We start from the raw sequence: 21,278 nt of genomic DNA, 5'->3' as shown, positions 1-21,278 counted from the left end.
CCTCCGAACGTCGAGACCGGGGCCTGAACCATTGTCGGCACGGCGGGCGGTGTGGTGCATGCGGCAGCGCGTTGCCACCGGTGCTGTCAGATCATCGCCTGCCGAGCGGCGAGTCATGGAATCACTGCGGGAACGACATCATGTGGTAGTGCGCGACCGTCTTGGCGCCCATGCGCCGGTAGACGGGCTCACCCTGGGCGGTGGCCTGCAGGGTGGCAACGCGCATGCCCAGGTCGTATCCGGCGCGCAGGGCGGCAAGAGTCATGGCTGTCGCGATTCCCCGCCTCTGATACGTGGCCTGGGTGGCGACGGTATAGATCCCAGCAACGCCGTGGCCGACCGACAGCATCGATGTGGCGACCGGGCGATCGTCGATCCAGCCGATGAAACGGATCTCGGCGTCCGACCGGCTGGCGCGCGCGAACTCGTTCTCGGTGGTGGCCTGCAGCCCTTCCTGCGGCACCCCCAGGGCGGGCCCGTACGCCCGGACGAACGTCGCGATGCCCTGCGGCGTCGCTTCGGCCACGCTGATACGCAGGCCGGTCGTACCGGGAACGTCGGGCAGGGCGGTGAGGTCGAACGCCATCACCGGCATGGTCAGCGCCTCGACGGCACCGGCCTCGACGAGGGCCTCTCGCACACCGGCGTCGCTGTCCGGGGCGACCCGCCAGTACCAGGGGCAGCCGTCGAAGTATCGCCGAACCTCGTCGACGACCGATGCGACGTCGGTGTTCCGGCTTCGCATGACCCCGTTCAGCAACGGGTCGGGCAGGTCACTGCGGTACATGGCGAGGTCGTCGTCCTCGCCGTCACCCCAACCCAACCAATACTCGCGGCTGTTGGCCAGCTGCGGCGCGAGATCGTCGATCGAGCGGACTACAGCTGTCGTACGGTCCATACCCGGGACGACGCGCAGGATCTCCGAAAGTTCAAAGGCCGTCGCGGACTCGTCACAGGCCACACTCGGTTGGCGCTTTCCGAGCCCGACCTACGGCGGGACCGGCCGACGCGCCGTCACCCACCCGTGAACCGGGCAACCTTCTGACCGGGCAAACCCTCGGCGATGCCGATCTCAGGCGCTCACGCCCGCGAACAACGCCTCCACAAGCGCCTGGAGCGAGGCCGGTCGAACCGCTCCGGCGATCAGGATGACGGGATCGGTACGGCGCTGTCCGGCCGTACCAGGGATGGGTTGTGTTGCCTGATTTTTGGGTGGGCAGGCTGCGGACGATAATGCGCGGCATGCGGAGTGCCTCGGGCCGGGAGCGGCCGATCGGGTCGCCGGGTTTCGGGGCTGGGGCCGGCAGCGCGGGCCGGCGCCCGGTGGTGCGGGTGGTCAAAGGTGTGGGGCTGGCGTTTTCGGTAGTCCTGGCGCTGCTGGCCGTCGACGGGCTCACCGGAACGGTTTACCGCACCGGTACGGCGGCGACCGTGCACGTCACAGCCAGCAGGGCTGGGGCGGCTCGGCAGGCTGTGGTCGTGTTTCCCGGGTACATCATGTCGGGTGCCCAGCTCAGCCGGGCCTTCGCGCCGTTTCTCGGGCCGGGCGACGCCATGGTGGTGGCCGACTACGCCGAGCGGGCAGTGGATGTAGACGGGCTCTACCGGCAGGTCATGGCGGCCCTGGAGGTGATCCGGCCAGGCAACGTCCGGGTGTACGGCGCTTCAATGGGTGGGCTCTGTGCCAGGCAGTTCCTCGACCGGTACGCCGAGGATGGGTCGCCGTACGGGCAGGCGGTGCTCGTGCTGGACACGGCGCCCGACAGCGCGGCACGCATCAAGCGGCCGGACTGGCTGTTCGGGCTCGCCTCCTGGTATCGGGGTGGGCCGCTGACCAGCCTCGGCTGGGCACTGCTGAACCAGTTCGGGGATCAGCCGGAACCGGAACCGGGCGCAGATCCACGCATTGTCAAAGCCGGACGGCGGCACTCCACGTGGGTGGGGATGCCGGCGCTGACCAGTCAGGCCGAGTTCATCGCCTCCTCCCCTGCCCTGCGCGACGGGGAACTGACCGGGCGTGCCGCGCGGGTCGTCTACCTTCAAGCGCGGGAACCGGCGGATGATCCGCTCGTGTTGGTCGCCGACTCGGTCGATCAGTGGCGGCGGGCGTTTCCAGGGCTCGTCGAGGTCACCATCGACGGACGGGCGGGCGTCTGGCACATTCCGCTGATCGAGCGTCCGCAGGAGACCTTGCGGGCCATTCTGGCCGCCTGACGGCCGGCTCTCAGTCGGACCAGAATCTGGTACGACTACTTGCCGCGTACCTCGCCGCCACGGTGTCCCGGAGCAGGGCGTGGCGGAACTCGTAGAACGCGCCCCGCTGGCGGAGCAGACCTCGCTCCTGGGCGTCCTCCAGGAACCTCCACACCTTCCGGAACGGGAGACGGCCGGTCAGCGGCAGCCAGACCCGGCCGATGATGAGCCAGCGTCCCCAGGCGTGCGCGCCGACGCCGAAGGCGGCACCGATGGCGCAGCCGAACACGAAGCCGTTCACGATGCCGGTGAAGATGCCGATCGCCAGACCGAACGTGATCGTCACCATGATCGTCTGGAGGACGGCGTAGCGGCGGTTGGACCGCAACAGTGCGGTGGGGGTGACGGCGACCTCGACCTCGGGTTCGGCCAGGAGTCCGGCGCCGGGCGTGAAGGCCACTCCGACGATGAGGCCGGCCAGCAGCCACAGGGGCAGATTCTGGCCGGTAGGCGCGTGGGAGAGCGCGCCGATCGCGCCCACCGTGGACGCGCCTGCAGCGCCGCCGCAGGCTCCCAGGCCCACCTCCTTGAGGATCGGCTTCGCGCTGTCGTTCCAGGCCCGGTGCCGGGCCCAGCCGGTGAGGCCGCCGCCCACCGCGTTGCCGAGCGCGCCGGCGACGCCCAGCGTCCACCAACCCCACTGCCCGACCAGGAAGAACCCGACGATCCCGACGATCAGGCCGCCGACCACCCCGGGCACCACCTGCGCCAGGGCGTGCTTCGCCCTACCCGAGAGCTTGAGGTCCATACGCTCCGGTTCGGGGCCCTGCGACCAGCCGATCAGCGCGCCCAACACCCCGACGATCAACGCGCCCAGGACCAGGCCGGTCCACCCCAGCCGGAGTCCCCCGGCGGCCGCACCGAGAACGGCGCCCAGCACGAGGAACGCACCAACCCGATGGCGGCGGGGCACCGAGTCGACGAGCTTCCACCAGGCGAAGTCGCCAGGACCGTTCGTCCGGGCCAGGTAGCCCAGCCAGCGCTCGGCGTTCTCCGGCCGCCACGGCGACTGCCGGCGGTAGACGGTGGAGACGAACCTGGCCAGCAGTCGGGATTTCAACTCCTCCGCATCCCGGAGACGCCGGCCGGAGGACTCCAGCATGTCGGCCGGGTTCTCGCCGGGCTCTTCGTAGACCGCGCGGGCGAGACTGACCATCAGCGGGCTCGCCAACGCCGAGACACCGCCGGCATCACCGGATTCGCTCAGCGGGTCGAGGACCACGTCCCACTTCGCCCTACCGGCCTCCGTCCGCGTGTCGGTGGGCAGAGCCCTGCGGAGATCCCGCAGGGTGAGGTCATCCAGAGCGATGACGTCGGCACGGCGCAGGGCGACTCCCTCCTTGACCAATTCGGCGTACGTCTCCGTGCGACTGAGAAGGACGAGCGGCATCGGCGCGTGATTCAGTTCGCGGAGGGCGTCCCTGAGCCTTCGTTGCGGGATCTCGTCGAAGCGGTCGAGAATCGGCAGGATGTGCCCGTGCTCGACGAGCGCGGCGGCAACATTCGTCCCGCCCGGACCTTCCCGCTTCAGACCGTTGAAGTCGCGCATGAGGCACTGCGCCAGCCACTGTTCGAACTCGACGTCCGGATCCCAGGTGTGCACGGGGAACACCACGGGAATCCGTACCTCGTCCGGCTTGCGCGTCTCCATCAGGCGGACGACCAGGTGCCGGGCGAGGACGGACTTGCCAGCCCCCGGCCCGCCGAGCACCACCAGCCATCCGGTGGACTGCCGGTACACGTCGGCGATGTCGTCGAGCCGGCCGTCCAGCTTTGTCGTCGGAAAGGCGCCGGCGTAGGCCGAGACGCGCACGTTCGGCAACTGACCGACAACCTTTGCGGGCGCCAGGCGGAACCGCAGTTGCAGGAGCGAGCTGCCGTACCGGGCCCGCTGCGCGCTCCCCCTGCGCTCCACCTCGGAAGCCAACCGGGCGGCTTCCGCCTCGACCGTGTTGTCCCAGTCCGCCAGCGAGCCGGAATCCGTCTGAAAGTAGGTGACAGCCACCAGCACAACGAGAAGAACCACGGCGGCGACGGTCAGCCACCATTTCCGGTCGGCCACGTCGAACCCGCTGGTGGCCAGGTTCACCACGGCCCCGAAAATGCCGGTTAGGACGACGCCGACCACCGCGTACCAACGCTGGCTCCGACCCACCCGGCCCCCCATCGCGCGCATCGCCGGAGGGATCGTCGCACGCACTGACCGTGAATGGATAGACACAAGGACAGCCGCTGCGTCTGCTGTGGATGGTCGACAGCCGGCAGGGTGTGGTCGGCAACTCCATGACCGCCGGTGCCGCCCCCGAACAACGGACGTGCGCAACCGCGACAAGCATGCAGTGGTAACGCGTCTGAGGCAGCACTCTGCGGTCTGGAAGCCGGTGTAGGCGTACCTTCCGCGACCACGGCGGTCGCGGAAGGTACGCCTCGGTCGGCAACGCCCCGGCCGCCTCCCGGTGGCTGGGTGGGCGCGCTGTCGGCGAGGGCCTGCGCCCGGTGAGAGCACGCGGTGGAACGCGACGAACGACGTCAGCAGCCGAGCCGCTTGGTGGAGAGAGCGATGTCGTCGATCCAGATGTCGAACTCGCCCGGCGTGGTGCCGCCCTGGTAGAGCTGCCAGCCGATCTTCACGGTGTTCACCGTCGGCAGGATGAACGGCACGTCGTTGCCGCCGTGTTGCGTGGTGGAGGCGGTCAGCTCCGGGTTTGCCACCCCGTCGATCCACACCACGACGCGGTTGTCTTTCGGGTCGAGTTGCCACTCGAAGCACTGCCAGGTGTCCTCGACCACGGGCGCCGACTCCCGCCAGTTGGTCCAGTCGCCGGTCGGGCCGCCGTCGGCGCCCACGCCCCAGAAGATGCCGGGGACTGTGGGCGCGTACTGGCCGCCGATCGGACGGACGACCTCCGGGCTGCCGGTGCCTGTCGCCTCCACAAGCGTGAAGTGCGCCCAGTCGGGGGCGGTGGGGAACGCGTCGACGCGCAGGCGCATCCGGCCGTAGAAGCGGTTGCCCGGCGCGGCGAAATCGTCGACGCGCAGGAAGGCCCTGCCGTTGTCGACGGTGTGCACGTGCAACACCTGGTTGCCGTGGCGGGCGCGCTCGACGGTGAGTGTGCCGTTGCGGGTGTCGATGCCCCAGTCCAACGTGCTGGCGCCGCCTCGCGGCAAACGTTCGAAGTCTTCACAGAAGAGCAGGTCGCGGGTGCACGTGCGGTGGGAGGCACCCGACGCCCCGGCGGGGACGCTGCCGGCTGTGGTGCCGAGGATCAGGGCGGCGGTGAACACCGCGAGGGAACGGCGCATGGTCATCCTTCATGACGTTGGGCCCCTACCGTGGCAGGGACCGGATCAGTGCTCCGGGCATCGCGATCGCTGCTCACCTCGTCACCGGTTCAGGTGCGTCGACGTGACGCATCGGACGCCTCCGGCGTGCCAGAGGTCGAGCGATGTGGTGTCGTGGGAACACGAGACGTACGGCGGACACCTGCACGTCGTCGTGGAGATGGTGTGGCGGTGCGGCGCGCGTCCGCCGAAGCGGCGCTGTGCCAACACTGCGATGCTCCCGCGCTGACCGTTCCCAGCGCGGTTGCCTCCGCGCTGCAGCGATGTTCGCCATTCCAGCACACCCGCGACCGTTCGGGCAACATCGACGTGCATCAGTGGCCGAGGTGCCGAGTACGCCGTGGGCGCCGCTGGCGGTCAGTGCGAGAGCGCCACTGCGTGCTGCGGACCTGCTGCGGCAGTCAGTGACCTCGGTTCTGACCGAGGAAGCACGACAGCAGTTGCCGGAACTCGTGCGGGTGCTCGATCGCCGGCACGTGCCCGCACCGGCCGAACACGTGCAGACGGACATCGGCCAGGTGGTCGAGCAAGGGCTGGGCTGCCGTCCCGAGCGGGGTGACCCGGTCCTGGGCACCGTGAACGAGCAGTACGGGCGCGCGGATCGCTGCCAGCGTCTGCGCCGAGAGGGTGAGGTCGTCGGCCCATCGTGCCCTGGGCGCAGGGAACAACGACGCGAACGCGGTCGCCCCCGCTCGCATCGCAGTCGCTCGGGCATCGACTGCCGAATCGGTCACGAGCGTCTTGTCGAAGACAAGGCGACTCAGCATGTCTCGCGCTCCGAGCAGGCCAGCGGGGACGGCCCAGATCGCGTCGAGATCGGCGGACAGCGGCGCCCCGGGGGCGCCCATCGTCGAGACCGCAACGACACGGGTGACCTGCTGAGGGCGCGCGGCCGCCAGCGCCAGCGCCACGGCGCCGCCCATCGAGTGGCCCACCACTGCGTAGTTGTCGATGCCGAGGGCATCCATCAGGCCGGCGGCCTGCTCCGTCCACAGCTGGAGCCCACCCGTGGAGCCTGCCGGGAGCGGTGTACGGCCGAACCCGGCCTGGTCAGGAGCCACCACGCGCCAGGACTCGCCCAGCGCCTGCGCCGTCGTTGCCCAGGCTCCGGACCCGGTCGTGCCGGGTCCGGAGCCGTGCAGCATCAGCACCGCGGGTCCGGTGCCGCTCTCCAGGACGCGGACGGGGGAACCGTCGACCGCGACCGTCCGAAGTGGTGTCATCGGGGCAGGCCAGGTGCGCTCACGCCGCCCCGGAGCTGACGGACTTCGAGAAGACGTCCATCATCGCCCTGCCGAATTGCGGCATGTCTGGCCATCCCCGGCAGGAGACGAGGTTGCCGTCCACGACATCCGGGGCGTCGATGACCGTCGCGCCCGCGTTCTCCATGTCACCGGTGATGGGCGGGAAGCACGCTGTCTTGCGACCCTTCAGCAGCCCGTACACCGCTGGGACCTGCGCGCCGTGGCACACCAGCGCGATGGGGAGGTTGCGGGCGAAGAAGTGCTCGGTGATTCGCCTGACGTCGGCGTCGACCCGGATCCATTCGGGGGCACGGCCCCCGGGGATGATGAGGGCGTCGTAGCGCTCGACGTCGACCTCGGCCCAGGGCACGTCGACAGGCAGCTTCCGGCCGTTCTTCTCCACATAGGCGTCGGAGTTGGGGTCGAACTCGTGGATGACCAGTTGCACGTCACGCATCGTCCGGGACGAGACGTCGACGTCCCAACCGCCCTCCTGCACGCGGTAGTAGGGATACATGGTGTCGAGTTCCTCGGCGGCGTCGCCGGTCAGGAGCAGTGCTCTGGGCATCTGCTTCTCCTCGCATCTGGTGGTGGGTGAGGTAGATCCAATCCGATCCGATCCGGTTGAGCAAGCATTCCCCGGCCCATCTGCACCCGTCAAGCCTCTGCCGCCATCGCCTCCGCATCCTTGACCTCGTCGAACAATCGACGGAAACGCTCGCCGGACCGCAGGATGTGCCGTCGCATCGCGTACGCGGCGGCGTCGGGATCGCGCGCGGCGATCGCGGCCACGATGTCCTCGTGCTCGGCCATTGCCAGGTGGGTGACCTGGGCGTCGCGGTGCAGCCGGAAGAGATGCACGTGGCTGTGCAGGCGGGCGAGCGCTTCGCGGATGACCTGGTTCTCCGCGCTCAGGGCGACGAGATCGTGGAAAGCGGCGTCGCGCAGCCCGAAGGCGCCATAGGCGCTGGGCCCGCTGCCTCCCTCCAACTCCGCCATCTCCTCCAGCATCCGTCGCAGACCGGCCACCTGCTCCGACGATGCGCGCTCGGCGGATCGGCGCGCCGCCGCAGGCTCAAGGAGCAGGCGGACCTCGAGCATGTCCTCGAATCGGTGGCGGGTGATCTGGGGCGGAATCCGGTAGCCGGCATGCGGCACGCGGACGACCAGACCCTCGGCCTCCATGCGGTTCAGAGCGTCTCGGATCGGCGTCTGCGATACGCCCAGCTCTCGCGCCAGGACATCGATCGTGACGCGGGAGCCAGGCTCGATCCGTAGCGACATCAGCTGTTCGAGCAGCGTGTCGTACACCTCGTCAGCAAGCCGGCCGCGCGCTCTTCCCGGCGGCATTCCGCCCGTCGCGGCCCTACGGCCCCGCACGATCATCGCTTCGTCGTCCATCGTGACCTGAGGTCCTCTCGTGCGCCTTCGGGAACCTATTGACATCAGTTACAACGCTGCGACATGCTGACGCCCCCAACCGGATCGTATAGGAAAAGTGGCGGATGATCTTCCTCCACATCGCGGCGTACTCGTGACGCCGGGCCGCAGGTCGGCCCCCGCGACCGCCCGGCAACGCGCGCCTTGGCAACCCAGCAACTGCTCGGCGAAGCACATAGCGAGGCCCTAGAAGTTCCCATCCAGAAAGCAGGCCGGAAGATGCGATACCCGAAGCGAATAGGACGATCGTCCACTCCCGGACGAAAGGTGCAGTTGGCGACGGCGGCCATGCTGCTGGTGGCCACGACAGTGGCGGCGTGCGGCGGTGGCGAGGACGACGGCGGGAAGGCGAGCGCCCCCAAGGCGCCGGCGACCATCCCGGAACTCACGAAGGACCCGCTGACCCTCAGCTTCATCTGGTTCGACTGGCCCCCCGCGCACGCCCTGGAGGACTTCGCGAACGCGGAGTACAAGAAGGAGCGGCCGAACGCGACCATCAAGGTCAACACCGTGCCGAACGCGAACTGGCACGACGCGATGTTCACCCAGTTCGCCGCGCGCAAGACCGACTTCGACATCGCGATCCTGGACTCGCAACACATCGGTGAGGCCGTGACGAACGGCAACATCCTCGACCTCACCGACTTCGTCAAGAACAACATCGACGTCAACGCCTACAACCCGTACCTCCTGGCGGCCTACGGCCAGTTCCCCCAGGCGGAGACCGGTAAGCGCGACGAGAACGCCAGCCTGTACGGGCTACCGCTGCTCGGCGACACCTGGACGATGATCTACCGCAAGGATCTGATCGGCGACAAGCCACCGCAGACCTGGGACCAGATGATCTCAGCCGCCGAGAAGTGCCAGGCGGACAACCCCGGCGTCAGCGGGCTGGCTTTCCACCAGGCAAACGGCTCCGACGCCGCGGCAGTCACCTACAACACCGTCAACGGCGTCTACGGCGGCAACCTCTGGGACGCCAAGACCCGCAAGATCGACGGCGTCCTCAACGACGCTGCGGGCCAGGAGGCGATGGACGTCCTGGTCAACAAGATGAAGCCGCTGACCGCCAAGGGCTCCGGCAACTGGTTCATCGACGAGGTGAACGCGGCGGTCGCCCAGGGCAAGGCCTGCATCGCGTTCAACTGGATCGCCGCGAGCGGCGGCCTGCTCGATCCGAAGCAGTCGACGCTGGGCACTTCGCGTGAGCAGATTCTCGACAAGCTCGGTTTCGCCACCCTCCCTAGCCAGAAGACGAACCTGGTCCCTCTCGGCGGCATGGGAATGCACGTGTCGGCCTACTCCCCCACGGCGAACCAGGCCGAGGCCCTGAACTTCATGAAGTGGTTCCAGCGGGCCGACGTCCAGAAGAAGTGGGCCGCGGCTGGTGGCGTGCCATCGCGTACGGACGCCCTGCAGTCGCCCGAGTTCATCAACGCCGGGCCGTTCAACCAGGTGTACGCCGACTCGGTTCCGCGGATGCGGGACATGTGGAACGTGCCTGAGTACGCGCGCCTCGTCGACATCGAGAACACCAACGTCAACGCGGCTCTCAACGGCGCGAAGGACCCGAAGACCGCGCTGAACGACATCGCCAAGGAGCAGCAGGGCGTGCTCGACTCCAGTGGCCGCAAGGGTGGCGGCGGACTGTGAGCGATCCCGTCCCTCTGACGACCGACCAGCCCGGGCAGGTGGCGTCCGCGACGCCGCCTGCACCGGGCCGGTCCCGCCGGCTGAGCGACCGCGGGCTCGCCGTGGCCTTCATCTCCCCCGCGCTGCTGCTGTTGCTCGCCATGTCGGTGTTCCCGCTGCTGTGGGCGTTGTACCTGTCCTTCACCGACTACTCGGCCACCCGCGGAGGGCCCGCCCATTTCGTCGGGTTCGGGAACTACACGGCCATCCTGACGTCGGCACAGGTCCACCAGAGGGCCCTCACGACGTTGATCTACGTGGTCGGCGCTGTCGGCCTGCAGACCGTGCTCGGTTTCGGCATCGCGTACCTGATCTCACGGCGCACGCACGGACGAGGGGCGCTGACCACCCTGTTCCTGGTTCCGATGATGCTGTCGCCGGTCGTGGTCGGCCTGTTCTGGCGATTCATGCTCGACGCGCAGTTCGGCGTGGTCAACAGCATGCTCGGCTCGCTCGGCCTGGGGCAGGTGGAGTGGCTCACCCGGCAGCGGACGGCATTGGTCTCCCTGATCGTGGTCGACACCTGGCAGTGGACGCCGTTCATCATGCTCATCGCACTCGCGGGCCTCACCGCGGTGCCGAAGTACCTGTACGAAGCCGCCTCGATCGACCGGGCGTCCGAGTGGTTCAAGTTCCGCACCATCACTCTTCCGCTGGTGTGGCCGCTGCTCCTCATCGCCGTGTTGTTCCGGGCCATCGAAGCCTTCCGGCTGTTCGACCTCGTCTACATCCTCACCAGCGGAGGCCCGGGTGTCTCCACCGAGACGTTGTCGTTCCACGTCTACAAGGTCGCGTTCCTCGGCTTCAACACCGGCACCGCCTCGGCGTACGGGATCCTCATGGTCCTCGTCGTCATCGTCCTCACGCAGCTCTACCTGCGCTACCTGAACAAGCTCAAGGAGGACTGATGGCAGTCTCCGTCGACGAGGCAGTGTCAGCGGGTCCTGCCCCGGGTCACACGCCGCCCGCGCGCCGCAGTGGCGGCCGGGGCCGCTCCGCGCTGGAGATCGTGCTGCTGATCGTCCTGGCCGTCGTGATGCTCTTTCCGGTGCTCTGGATGATCGAGACGTCAATCAAGGAGAACCGGGACGTGTACGCCATCCCGGCCAAGTTCTTCGGCTTCACGGTCACCATGGACCACTTCAAGGACGTGTTCGTCGCCCCCGGCGGCGGCCGCTCGGCGCTGTCCGTCGCGTTCCTCAACTCCGTAGTGGTCGCCGGGGTCTCCACGGTGCTGGCCACGGTGCTGGGGGTTCCGGCGGCCTGGGCCTACTCACGCTTCGGCGTGAAGGCCAAGAAGGACCAACTGTTCTTCATCCTGTCCACCCGCTTCATGCCGCCCGTGGTGGTCGTGGTTCCGATCTTCCTCATGTACCGGCAGGTCGGACTCATCGACTCCAAGCTCGGCCTGATCCTGATCTACACCGCGTTCAACGTCCCGTTCACGATCTGGATGATGAAGGGATTCGTCGACGAGGTGCCCGCGGAGTACGAGGACGCCGCCATGCTCGACGGCTACACCCGCTTGCAGGCGTTCTGGAAATACACACTCCCCCTGCTCCTACCCGGCATCGCCGCGACAGCGGTGTTCGCACTCATCTTCTCGTGGAACGAGTTCGTGTTCGCCATCTTCCTCACCTCCAGCGACGACGTACGGACGGCCCCACCCGCCATCGCCGGCCTCATCGGCGGCACCACAGTCGACTGGGGTCTCGTGGCCGCCGCCTCCGTGGTGTTCGCCCTGCCGGTGCTCGTCTTCGCGTACCTGGTGCGCAAGCACCTCGTCGCCGGCGTGACGCTCGGGGCGGTGCGACGCTGATGGCGGGAATCGAGGTCACCGCCCTGCACAAGCGCTACCCGGACGGAACGGTCGCGGTCGACCGCGTGGACCTGTCCATCGACGATGGCGAGCTGTTCGTGATGCTCGGCCCCTCGGGTTGCGGCAAGACGACGACGTTGCGGGCCATAGCCGGTCTGGAGAGGCAGACGACGGGCGACATCCGCATCGGCGACACCCTCGTCAACGACCTGCCGCCCGCCGAGCGCGACATCGCCATGGTGTTCCAGTTCTACGCCCTCTACCCGCATCTGAGGACCCGCGACAATCTGGCGTTCCCGCTGCGGGCCGAGGGACTGCCCAAGTCGGAGGTACACAAGCGGGTCGAGGAAGCCGCCCGACTGATGCGGCTCGGACCGCTGCTGAACCGGCGACCTCGCCAGCTGTCCGGCGGGGAGCAGCAGCGCGTCGCGCTCGCTCGTGCCCTGGTACGACGGCCGCGAGCCTTCCTCATGGACGAACCTCTCACCAATCTGGACGCGGAGCTGAGGGCGGACATGCGCACGGAGATCAAGCACCTACAGGGGGAGCTGGGGGCGACGATGGTCTACGTCACCCACGACCAGGTCGAGGCGATGTCGCTCGGTCACCGGATCGCCATCCTCAACAAGGGCCGCGTCGAGCAGATCGGCACGCCGCTTGAGGTCTACGACCGTCCGGCGAGTCTCTTCTGCGCCGCGTTCATCGGCTCTCCGCCAATGAATCTGATCGAGGTGGAGGTGGAGGACGGGAAGCTGCGCGGTCAGGGCGGACTGGCCCTCACGCCACCGGCAGGCCTGCCGCGCGACCGTCGTCTGGTGGCAGGCGTCCGGCCGGAGGCGCTGGAGGTCACCGAGCCGGGGGCGGACGGTTCGGTGCCGGCCCGCGTGGTCTCGGCGGAATGGCTGGGCGACGAAATCATCTATGTGGTCGACCACAGCGGCCAGCGTGACGTACGGGTCCGGATGCCAACGACCGTCCGTTTCGACGCTGACGCACTGGTCGGGCTGCGCCACACCGGCGGGACCCCGGCAGTCTACGACGTGCGCACGGAAGAGTTGGTGGCCTGATGGGAACCGTGGCAGCGCACGGGCTGCGCAAGTCCTTCGGCAAGGTCCAGGCCCTGGACGGGGTGACGCTGGACGTACCGGACGGCGCGTTCTTCGTCGTGCTCGGACCCTCCGGGGCGGGCAAGACGACGACCCTGCGGGCGATCGCCGGCCTGGAGAAGCTCGACGCAGGGACGGTTCATCTTGATGGCAGGGACGCGACAGGTGACGCCCCGGCCGCACGCGACCTGGCAATGGTCTTCCAGAGCTACGCCCTCTACCCGCGACACACTGTGTACGAGAACATCGCCTCGCCGCTGCGGGCACGCCGCTGTTCTTCGAGCGAGATCGCTGCTGCCGTCGAGCAGATGTCGAGCCTGCTGCACATCGAACGTCTGCTGCAGCGTCGTCCCGCGCAGTTGTCGGGCGGCGAGATGCAGCGTGTCGCCCTGGCCCGGGCGCTGGTCCGTCGCCCGCGCGCGTTCCTCATGGACGAGCCGCTGACGAACCTCGACCTCAAGCTCCGCGTCGAGATGCGTACCGAACTCACCCGCATCCACCGGAGCCTCGGAGCAACCTTCATCTACGTGACGAACGACCAGGTCGAGGCCCTGTCCATGGCCGACCAGGTAGCGGTCCTCAAGGAGGGCAAGGTGCAGCAGGTCGGAACGCCGACCGAGGTGTACGAGCGTCCCGCCAACAAGTGGGTCGCGGGGTTCGTCGGGAGCCCACCGATCAGCCTGCTCCCCTGCCACGCCGAGGGGGATCGCCTGGTCGGCGCGGGCGGCTGGACGCTGCCACGGCCCCGCTGGACCACTGCCGAGGACGGTCGTGCGCTGCTGCTGGGCCTGCGCGCGGAGGACCTGTCCGTCGAGCAGCGTGGGAGCGCGTCGTTGTCGGGGGAACTCTACGGGCTCGAACCGCTCGGCGACCGAACGGTGGTCGACGTCCGAGTGGGGACGGCGATCCTCAAGGTCAAGGCGCGACCTACCGTCGCCGGTACGCCGGGCGAGCGGCTGTCCGTGACTGTCGACCTGGACCGCGCGCACCTGTTCGATGCGGACACCGGGCTGTCGGTGTCCGAGGCCGGGCGGTAGCCGCGCCGGGCAGCGACGGCGCCATTGCGCCCGCACATGGCAGTCCGGCCCGCGAACCGTCACCGGTCAGAAGGCGATCGGTGGCGCGGTGCGTCGCCCTGCACATCACCACGAAGAGCACAGGAGGCGGCGCAATGAGTGACCCGATGAACGTCCTGGCCCCCGAGCACCGACGGCTCCGGATCGGCGACGCCTGGCGTGACGCCGCAAGCGGAGCCACATTCGCCGTCGAGGACCCGGCCACCGGCAAGACCATCGCCGAGGTGGCGGACGCCGGCGTCGCCGACGGGCTCGCCGCTCTGGACGCGGCGACCAGGGCGATGGCGCAGTGGGCTGCGACCCCGCCGCGGAAGCGGTCGGAGTTGTTGACAGCGACGTACCGGGCATTGACCGGGCGATCCGAGGAGGTCGCCCGGCTGATAACGCTCGAGATGGGCAAGCCGCTCGCCGAGGCTCGGGCAGAGGTGGCCTACGGCGCCGAGTTCTTCCGGTGGTTCGCCGAGGAGGCGGTGCGCGTCGAGGGGCGCTACAGCACCGCTCCCGCAGGTGGATACCGCATCCTCACCGTGCCGAAGCCGGTCGGACCGTGCGTCTTCGTGACTCCCTGGAACTTCCCGTTGGCGATGGGTGCCCGCAAGATCGCTCCCGCGTTGGCCGCGGGCTGTACGACGATCACCAAGCCGGCAGCCCAGACGCCACTCACCCTGCTGTTGCTGGCCCGCATCATGGAGGAGGTCGGCGTACCCCCGGGCGTCGTCAACGTGATCACCACCAAGCGTTCCGGCGAGGTGGTCTCCGCACTGCTTGCCGACAGGCGTACCCGCAAGCTGTCGTTCACCGGCTCGACCGAGGTCGGGCGCGTGCTGCTCCGGCAGGCCGCTGACAACGTACTGCGTACCTCGATGGAACTGGGCGGCAACGCGGCCCTGATCGTGTGCGCGGACGCCGACCTGGACGTCGCCGTCGACGGCGCCATGGTGGCCAAGATGCGCAACATCGGTGAGTCGTGCATCGCGGCCAACCGGATCTACGTCGAGGAGCCCGTGCGCGAGGAGTTCACGGCGCGCTTCGCAGAGCGGATGGGCGCGCTGTCGGTGGGCCACGGTCTCGACGACGGCGTGGACGTCGGAGCGTTGATCGACGACCCCTCGGTCACCAAGATCGACGAACTCGTGGCCGACGCTGTCGACCGTGGCGCCCGGGTCCTGGTGGGCGGCGAACGGCCGGACGGGCCGGGCCACTTCTACCCGCCCACGGTCCTCGTCGACGTGCCCGACGACGCGCGGATGTTGCAGGAGGAGATCTTCGGCCCGGTGGCGCCGATCATCTCGTTCACCTCCGACGACGAGGTGCTGGCGAAGGCCAACGACACCGAGTACGGCCTGGTCGGATACGTCTTCACCCGTGACCTCCAGCGGGCGCTCCGGTTCGCCGAAGGGCTGGAGACGGGAATGATCGGCGTCAACCGCGGTCTGATATCGGACCCGTCGGCTCCGTTCGGAGGCGTGAAGCAGTCCGGCATCGGCAAGGAGGGGTCGCACGAGGGGATCCTCGAGTACCTCGACCTCACCTACGCGGCGATCGACCTGCCATGACCGGCCTGCTGCTCCGGCCTCCCGGCGCGCGCGCCACCTGGGCGGCCGGCCTTGCCGACGCCGTCGGGGTCCCGCAGGTGACCCGGACGTCCGCCCCGCACATCGCCGCCGAGGTTCCGGAGAGGCACCGACATGCTTGAGACCGTCCGCGGACCACGCCAACTCATAGTGGGCGAAGGGGTCGCGCAGAACATCCCACGAGTGGTGGCCGAGAGCGGCTCACGAGTCCTCATAGTGACCGACAAGGTTCTTCTGGGGCAGCCGGGCGTGGCCGAGATCGTGGCCGCCGTTCGGGAGAAGGTCCAGGTCGTCGAGGTGTTCTCCGACGCGACTCCGGACGTACCACTCGCCGACGTCGCACTGGCCGTCGCGGCCGCCGCCGCTGTGGACGCCGACGTGATCCTCGCCATCGGGGGTGGCACGGTGATCGACCTCGCCAAGATCGTCGGTGTCATCCGTCGCCACGGCGGGACGCCGCGCGACTTCTACGGCGAGTCGAAGGTGCCAGGGCCGACGATTCCTCTCGTCGCCGTCCCGACGACGTCAGGCACCGGCTCCGAGCTCACACCCGTCTCGGTATTGACCGACCCGGACCGCGAGCTGAAGGTGGGCGTTTCCAGCGTCCACATCGTGCCCGACTTCGCCATCGTCGACCCCGAACTCACCTACACCTGCCCTGCGACCGTCACCGCCCACTCCGGCATCGACGCGTTCTGTCACGCGGTGGAGAGCTACACCGCGCGACGTCGGCCCCACGGGCCGCGCGACCCGGTGGAGCAGGTCTTCCTCGGCCGCAACCCCATCACCGACCACTACGCGCTCCTGGCGGCGGAACGCATCGCCCGTAGCCTGCGTCGTGCTGTCCGGGACGGAGGCGACACGGACGCGCGCGCCGACATGTCCTATGGGGCGGTGCTCGCCGGGCTCGCGTTCTCCCACGCGGGCAACGCAGCCCCGCACGCTCTCCAGTACCCCATCGGCGCCGCCACGCACACGCCGCACGGCCTGGGCGTCGGGCTGCTCCTGCCCTACGCGCTGGACGCCGCCAAGGACGCGATCAGCGACAGGTTGGCCACCCTCGCCAGGGTGTGCGGGCTCGACGTGGCCGGTGCGTCGGATGGCGAGGCCGCAGATGTGTTCCTCACCTGGCTCGACGGGCTCCTTGCCGACATCGGCATCCCTCCCACCTTGGCGGACGTCGGCGTGGCACGCGCCGACCTCCCGCGCTTCGCGGAAATGGCCGGTGGCGTCACCCGCCTGATCCAGAACCATCCGGGACCGACCGACACCGCCAGCCTGACCGCGATCCTCGACGCGGCCTGGACCGGGGACCGGACCCGAAACGCCTGATTCCGATCGGCGATCATAAAAGCCCTGGCCAGCGGAAATTCAGTACCCATAGTCAGCACTCGCGCGCATTCTGGATCGGGTACGCGACCAATCGGGGGTCTTGCCTCCCCCGATGCCGACGGTGAACCTTAATCCACGGGCGGGCGAACGCCAGTCGTCCGCGCCGCACGGCCAGGAGGAGCGCGGTGCATCCGTTGCGGGCAGGCCATCAGCGGGGGGTCTACTGCGTCGTGGCCGCCGCCGGTTATGGCAAGACCACCGCGCTGCACCGTTGGTTTCCCCGAGCGGGCGCCCGTTGGTGCCGGGGGGAGGACGCACCAGTGCGCCAACTCGTCGCCGACGCCGTCGCGGCCGGCGACCGCCTGGTCGTGGTCGACGACCTGCCGCCGACCTCGGCGGAGCAGCTGCACCTACTGCTCAAGGAGGTCGGCCGGTGGGAGGACGACGTCACAGTCGTCCTCGCCTCGCGGTCGCCGCTGTCGGCACCGGCCACTCGCCTGCTGGGCAGCGGCCTCTGGACCGAGCTGGGCCCGGCCGACCTGGCGCTCTCCCCGGAACGGATCGCCGACCTGATCGCCGAGGAGTACGGCCTCTCCATGCCGGACCTTGCCGACCGGGTGTACGCGGCGACCGGTGGCTGGCCGGCGCTCGTCCATCTGTCCGCCGAGACTCTGCGGCTGGGTGGGGTGCCGTCCGGGCCGCTCGCCCCGATCCTCAGCGAGCCCGGTGGGCCGATCGCGCGGTACGTCGCCGACGAGGTGCTGGCCGCGCTGCCGGCGGACGCGAACCGGCTGCTGCGGCAGGTCGGTGCGCTGACGCCGGTGAGTGTGGGGCTGTGCCGTGCGCTCGGCCATCGCGGCGCCCCGCGCATCGTCGACCGGCTACGCCGCACCGGCCTACTGACCCGGCCGGCCTGGGCCGCAGCCGGGCCAGGTGCACCGGCGCCCGAGGAGCATGTCGTGCCGATCATCGTCGAAACCGCCCGGCACGGGCGCCAAGCCCCGACCGCCGATCAGATCCGCGACACGGCCGCCGCCGCAGCAAGCTGGTACGACGAACACGGGCCGCCGGTCGCCGCGGCCCGGGAGTATCTGCGGGCCGGAGACCATGCCGCGGGTGCCCGGGTGCTCGAAGCGTACGGCGATCGGATGATCGCGGCGGGCCGCTCCGTGGCGGTGGCCGAGCTGGTCCGCTTGCTGCCGGAGCGGCATCGCAGGCGGCGGCTGCGCCTGCTGCTCGGCGACGCCCTACGCACCCTCGGCGACCTCGGTGCGGCCACCCACGAGTACGACGCCGCCGCCGAGGAGGCCTGGGACGCCGGCCTGGCCTGGCGGCTGGGTCGAATCCACTACCAGCGAGGTGACGCCCGGACGGCCCTGGCGATCCTCGACCGGCCGCTCCCCCGGTCCGCCCCGCTCGCCGATCAGGCGCTGCTGCTCGCCTGGACCGCACACACGCACCTGCTGACCGGCGACACCAAGGCCGCCATTGCGTACGCGCGGCAGGCGCTCGCCGCCGCGACAAGCGCCGGGCAGGACGACGTACTGGCCTCGACCCACCTCAGCGTCGCCCTGTGCCTCAGCGTGGCCGGTGACATCGCGGGCAGCCAGGAGCACTTCGCCCTGGCGTTGCCGATTGCCGAACGCATCGGTGACGTCCTGCTGCTCACCCGGATCCACACGAACCGCACCCACCAGTTCCTGCGTACCGGCCGGTTCGCCGAGGCGCTGGCGACGGCCGAGCGGTCGGCCCGCTATGCCGCGCTGGCCGGCGCCCCGAGCCTGCGCGCCATCGCGACGAGCAACGAGGCGGAAGCGCTGGCGATGCTCGGCCGTTACGACGAGGCGGTGCAGCGGTACGAGGCGGCGCTGGGGTTCTACCAGCAGAAGGGTTCCCGCCGGTTCATCCATGCGCTGCTCGGACTGGGTGAGCTGTACCGTCGGCGAGGCTGGCGTGAGCAGGCACGCGCCGCCTACGAGGAGACGATCCGGGTCACCGAGGAGACCGGTAACGTGCACGTCCTGGTGTCCGCGCTCGCTGGGCTGGCGCTGGTACGACTGGACGACGACGTGCCGGCCGCCGCGGGGCACGCCGACCGGGCCGCTCGGGACGTCGGGGACGAGATCGTCGTACCGGCACTGCTGGCCCAGGGCTGGGTCGCGCTCCGGATGGCCGCGCCCGACCGGGCCACAGTGCTCGCCGACGAGGCGGCCCGCATCGCCCGCGTTCAGGGCGACCTGGCCGGAATGGCCGACGCGCTCGAGCTGCGGGCCGCCGCCGAGCAGGACCTCGAACGGGCCCGCGAGGCGCTGCGCGAGGGGTACGCCATCTGGACCCGGGCCGGTGCGGCGGTCGAGGCGGCTCGGCTGCTCGTCCTCCTCGGACGGTTGCCCGGGGCCGACATCGACGATCGGCTGGCCGGTCTCCTCGCGGGCGAGCAGGTTGCCCTCGCAGGCGCCCTTGTGGATCGGACGGCGAGCAGCTTCGGCGGGTGGGCGCCGGGCACCGGGCCGGTCTACCAGCGGGTCGTGATTCGGGCCCTCGGCCGCTTCGAGGTGCACCTGGACGGCCACCCGGTTCCGGCCTCGCAGTGGCAGTCCCGCAAGGCGCGTGACCTGGTGCGTGTCCTCGTCGCTCGGCGTGGCCGGCCGGTGCCACGAGGCGAGCTGTGCGAACTGCTCTGGCCGGACGACGACCCGGATCGCACCGGCCACCGGCTGTCGGTCCTGCTCTCGATCGTCCGCGGGGTGTTCGACCCGACGAAGTCGTTCGCGCCCGACCACTTCCTCATCGCCGATCAGGCGTGCATCGCGCTCGACGTCAGCCGGTTGCGGGTGGACGTCGAGGAGTTCCTCGCGCACGTCGCGCACGCGCGACGCCTGCTGGAACGAGGGGCGCTGGCGGAGGCGCGCACGGTGCTGCTGTCCGCCGACCGGCAGTACCGCGCAGACGCGTTCGAAGATGAGCCGTACGCCGACTGGTCCGGCCCACTGCGCGAGGAGGCACGGGCGGCGTACCTCGGCCTGCTGCGCATGCTGGCCCAGGTCAGCCGGGCCACGGCGGGCCCGGCGGCGGCGGTGACGTACCTGCTGCGGCTCCTCGAACGCGACCCGTACGACCAGCCGGCGCACCGGGCGTTGGTTCGCGCGCTGGTCGCCGGCGGCCAGCACGGCGAAGCGCGCCGGGCACTCGCCCGGTACCGCGAGGCGATGCGGGCAATCGGGGTGCACCCGCCGGACGAGCTCATCCTCGCGCCGGCCGGGCCAGGCCCACAACCACAGGCCGCCGTTCGCCAGGTCCCGCCGACCGCTGGCAACGGCCGGCGGGACCCGGCGCCCGATCGCGGGCGTTGACCTGCCGCGGAATGCCGGCGCCCGACCGGTGTCGCCGGCCCGCGAATGGCGACCGGTCAGTGGAAGACGGCCGACTCCAGAGCGGCTACGGCGAGCGAGCCTTCACCGTCGCCTTCGGCATCGTCCCGGGCGGCGGGCGACCCCGGCAACTGGCTCGCACGAACGGCCTCGGCGCCCGCCTGACGCAGGTTCGGGCTGGGAACAAGTGCGCTGAGGAAGAAGGGTCCCGCGCCCGTCACGCGGGCGCCGACGCCGTACACGTGGACGTCCGGACCGGCTTCCGCGGTGACGACAGTCTTCGGCCACGTGCCGTCGTACTCGGTGACGGCCTCGACGCGTTCGCCGGGCGGCCCGGTCGGTTGGGTGGGTTCCTTGCAGATTCCGACGGCGGTGAGACTTTCCGGCTCGGCGCCGCCCGCATGCACCCGCACCGTCCGCAGTCCGGGGCCGAAGCCAACCTCGTCGACGTACGTCTGGTCCACCGGTCCTTCGAAGCGGAAGCCGGTGCCGAACAACCGTGTGCTGCCCGGGCAGCTCACCTCCACAGTTGACGCCGATTCGACGGTGGACGTCGCCCGCACCGGTGGGCTCGTCGACAAGTCGCACGTGGCATACGCCACCACCGACCACGCGCTCGCGTATCCCGTGCGGGCTGTCGCGGTGACTGTCACCGTGTTCAGTTCCGCGTCAGGCTCCATCGCGGTCAGCACGACCCCGCCGTTCCCATCCACGATCCGGGCGCCCGCCGCGAAGACGGATCGCGCCCCCGGGCAGGTCGCGGTGACGACCTTCGTCCCGCTCCCGTCGCTCTCGCTGGCCTCCACGACCCGTACCGGTGCGAACCCTCCCGCGTGGGCCTGCCGGTCCGGTGCGGCCGCACCGGCCGCCGTACCCAGCACGACAACGACCGCGCCTGCCGCGGTCCGCCGCGCCATGTCCATTGTGCGCATCGTGCTCCTTCACTTCTGCCGACCCGTCCGGGTCAGGCGATGGCCGGTTTCGCCGGCTCACTCGGGCCGGGCGATGGTCGATCTCGCCGGCCCACTC

General features: G+C 69.8%; 16 protein-coding genes. 9 read left to right on the top strand and 7 right to left on the bottom strand.

Annotation, left to right across the window (positions count from 1 at the left end; genetic code table 11):
• Positions 1-121 precede the first annotated feature (121 nt).
• Positions 122-961 (bottom strand): GNAT family N-acetyltransferase, encoded by an 840-nt coding sequence (locus tag F4558_RS32090; RefSeq protein WP_157552593.1) that lies wholly within the window; start codon positions 959-961, stop codon positions 122-124.
• A 281-nt stretch (positions 962-1,242) separates the two neighbouring features.
• Here F4558_RS32090 and F4558_RS06745 point away from each other — a divergent pair, with 281 nt between their 5' ends.
• On the top strand, positions 1,243-2,214 hold the full coding sequence (locus tag F4558_RS06745; RefSeq protein WP_157552590.1) for an alpha/beta hydrolase family protein: 972 nt from the start codon (positions 1,243-1,245) through the stop codon (positions 2,212-2,214).
• Between the two features lie 10 nt (positions 2,215-2,224).
• Here F4558_RS06745 and F4558_RS06740 read toward each other — a convergent pair whose 3' ends face one another.
• The 5 genes from F4558_RS06740 to F4558_RS06720 form a co-directional block, all read right to left on the bottom strand.
• Positions 2,225-4,429: an NACHT domain-containing protein gene (locus F4558_RS06740; RefSeq protein WP_157552587.1), complete on the bottom strand. Its 2,205-nt coding sequence runs from the start codon at positions 4,427-4,429 to the stop codon at positions 2,225-2,227.
• 353 nt (positions 4,430-4,782) lie between these two features.
• The gene (locus tag F4558_RS06735) at positions 4,783-5,556 is read right to left on the bottom strand and encodes a hypothetical protein (protein ID WP_209273204.1); all 774 of its coding nucleotides are present in this window, start codon (positions 5,554-5,556) and stop codon (positions 4,783-4,785) included.
• Positions 5,557-5,996: 440 nt separating this feature from the next.
• Complete coding sequence (locus F4558_RS06730; protein WP_167943533.1) at positions 5,997-6,818, bottom strand: alpha/beta fold hydrolase; 822 nt, start codon at positions 6,816-6,818, stop codon at positions 5,997-5,999.
• Positions 6,819-6,837: 19 nt separating this feature from the next.
• Positions 6,838-7,407, bottom strand: coding sequence for a DJ-1/PfpI family protein (locus tag F4558_RS06725; RefSeq protein WP_167943532.1), 570 nt, complete (start codon positions 7,405-7,407; stop codon positions 6,838-6,840).
• 89 nt (positions 7,408-7,496) lie between these two features.
• Positions 7,497-8,240: a GntR family transcriptional regulator gene (locus F4558_RS06720; protein WP_167943531.1), complete on the bottom strand. Its 744-nt coding sequence runs from the start codon at positions 8,238-8,240 to the stop codon at positions 7,497-7,499.
• Between the two features lie 306 nt (positions 8,241-8,546).
• Between F4558_RS06720 and F4558_RS06715 the strand changes: the two genes are divergently transcribed.
• The 8 genes from F4558_RS06715 to F4558_RS06680 all read left to right on the top strand — a co-directional run bounded on the left by F4558_RS06715 (position 8,547) and on the right by F4558_RS06680 (position 20,231).
• Entirely contained in the window at positions 8,547-9,932 is a 1,386-nt protein-coding gene (locus tag F4558_RS06715) for an extracellular solute-binding protein (protein ID WP_312877280.1), read from the top strand.
• Positions 9,929-10,879: a carbohydrate ABC transporter permease gene (locus F4558_RS06710; protein ID WP_082377501.1), complete on the top strand. Its 951-nt coding sequence runs from the start codon at positions 9,929-9,931 to the stop codon at positions 10,877-10,879. Before F4558_RS06715 ends, F4558_RS06710 begins: the two co-directional genes overlap by 4 nt.
• Positions 10,879-11,790, top strand: a complete 912-nt coding sequence (locus F4558_RS06705) for a carbohydrate ABC transporter permease (RefSeq protein ID WP_053656435.1) — start codon at positions 10,879-10,881, stop codon at positions 11,788-11,790. The genes F4558_RS06710 and F4558_RS06705 overlap by 1 nt, the downstream gene beginning before the upstream one ends.
• Complete coding sequence (locus F4558_RS06700) at positions 11,790-12,857, top strand: ABC transporter ATP-binding protein (RefSeq protein WP_053656433.1); 1,068 nt, start codon at positions 11,790-11,792, stop codon at positions 12,855-12,857. The genes F4558_RS06705 and F4558_RS06700 overlap by 1 nt, the downstream gene beginning before the upstream one ends.
• On the top strand, positions 12,857-13,933 hold the full coding sequence (locus F4558_RS06695) for an ABC transporter ATP-binding protein (protein ID WP_053656431.1): 1,077 nt from the start codon (positions 12,857-12,859) through the stop codon (positions 13,931-13,933). Before F4558_RS06700 ends, F4558_RS06695 begins: the two co-directional genes overlap by 1 nt.
• Before the next feature lie 134 nt (positions 13,934-14,067).
• Positions 14,068-15,528 carry an NAD-dependent succinate-semialdehyde dehydrogenase gene (locus tag F4558_RS06690; RefSeq protein WP_167943529.1) on the top strand — a complete coding sequence of 487 codons (1,461 nt, stop codon included), beginning with the start codon at positions 14,068-14,070 and terminating at the stop codon, positions 15,526-15,528.
• Positions 15,529-15,660: 132 nt separating this feature from the next.
• Positions 15,661-16,878: an iron-containing alcohol dehydrogenase gene (locus tag F4558_RS06685; RefSeq protein WP_167943528.1), complete on the top strand. Its 1,218-nt coding sequence runs from the start codon at positions 15,661-15,663 to the stop codon at positions 16,876-16,878.
• A gap of 185 nt (positions 16,879-17,063) precedes the next feature.
• Complete coding sequence (locus tag F4558_RS06680) at positions 17,064-20,231, top strand: BTAD domain-containing putative transcriptional regulator (RefSeq protein WP_167943527.1); 3,168 nt, start codon at positions 17,064-17,066, stop codon at positions 20,229-20,231.
• A 56-nt stretch (positions 20,232-20,287) separates the two neighbouring features.
• On the opposite strand, the gene F4558_RS06675 is transcribed toward F4558_RS06680, so the two are convergent.
• Positions 20,288-21,181, bottom strand: a complete 894-nt coding sequence (locus F4558_RS06675) for a hypothetical protein (protein ID WP_167943526.1) — start codon at positions 21,179-21,181, stop codon at positions 20,288-20,290.
• Positions 21,182-21,278: the final 97 nt, after the last annotated feature.

It is taken from the genome of Micromonospora profundi (genome assembly GCF_011927785.1).
GTDB lineage: Bacteria > Actinomycetota > Actinomycetes > Mycobacteriales > Micromonosporaceae > Micromonospora > Micromonospora profundi.
The sequence above is the reverse complement of the archived record's forward strand: the minus strand, read 5'-3'. Positions and strand labels throughout refer to the sequence as shown.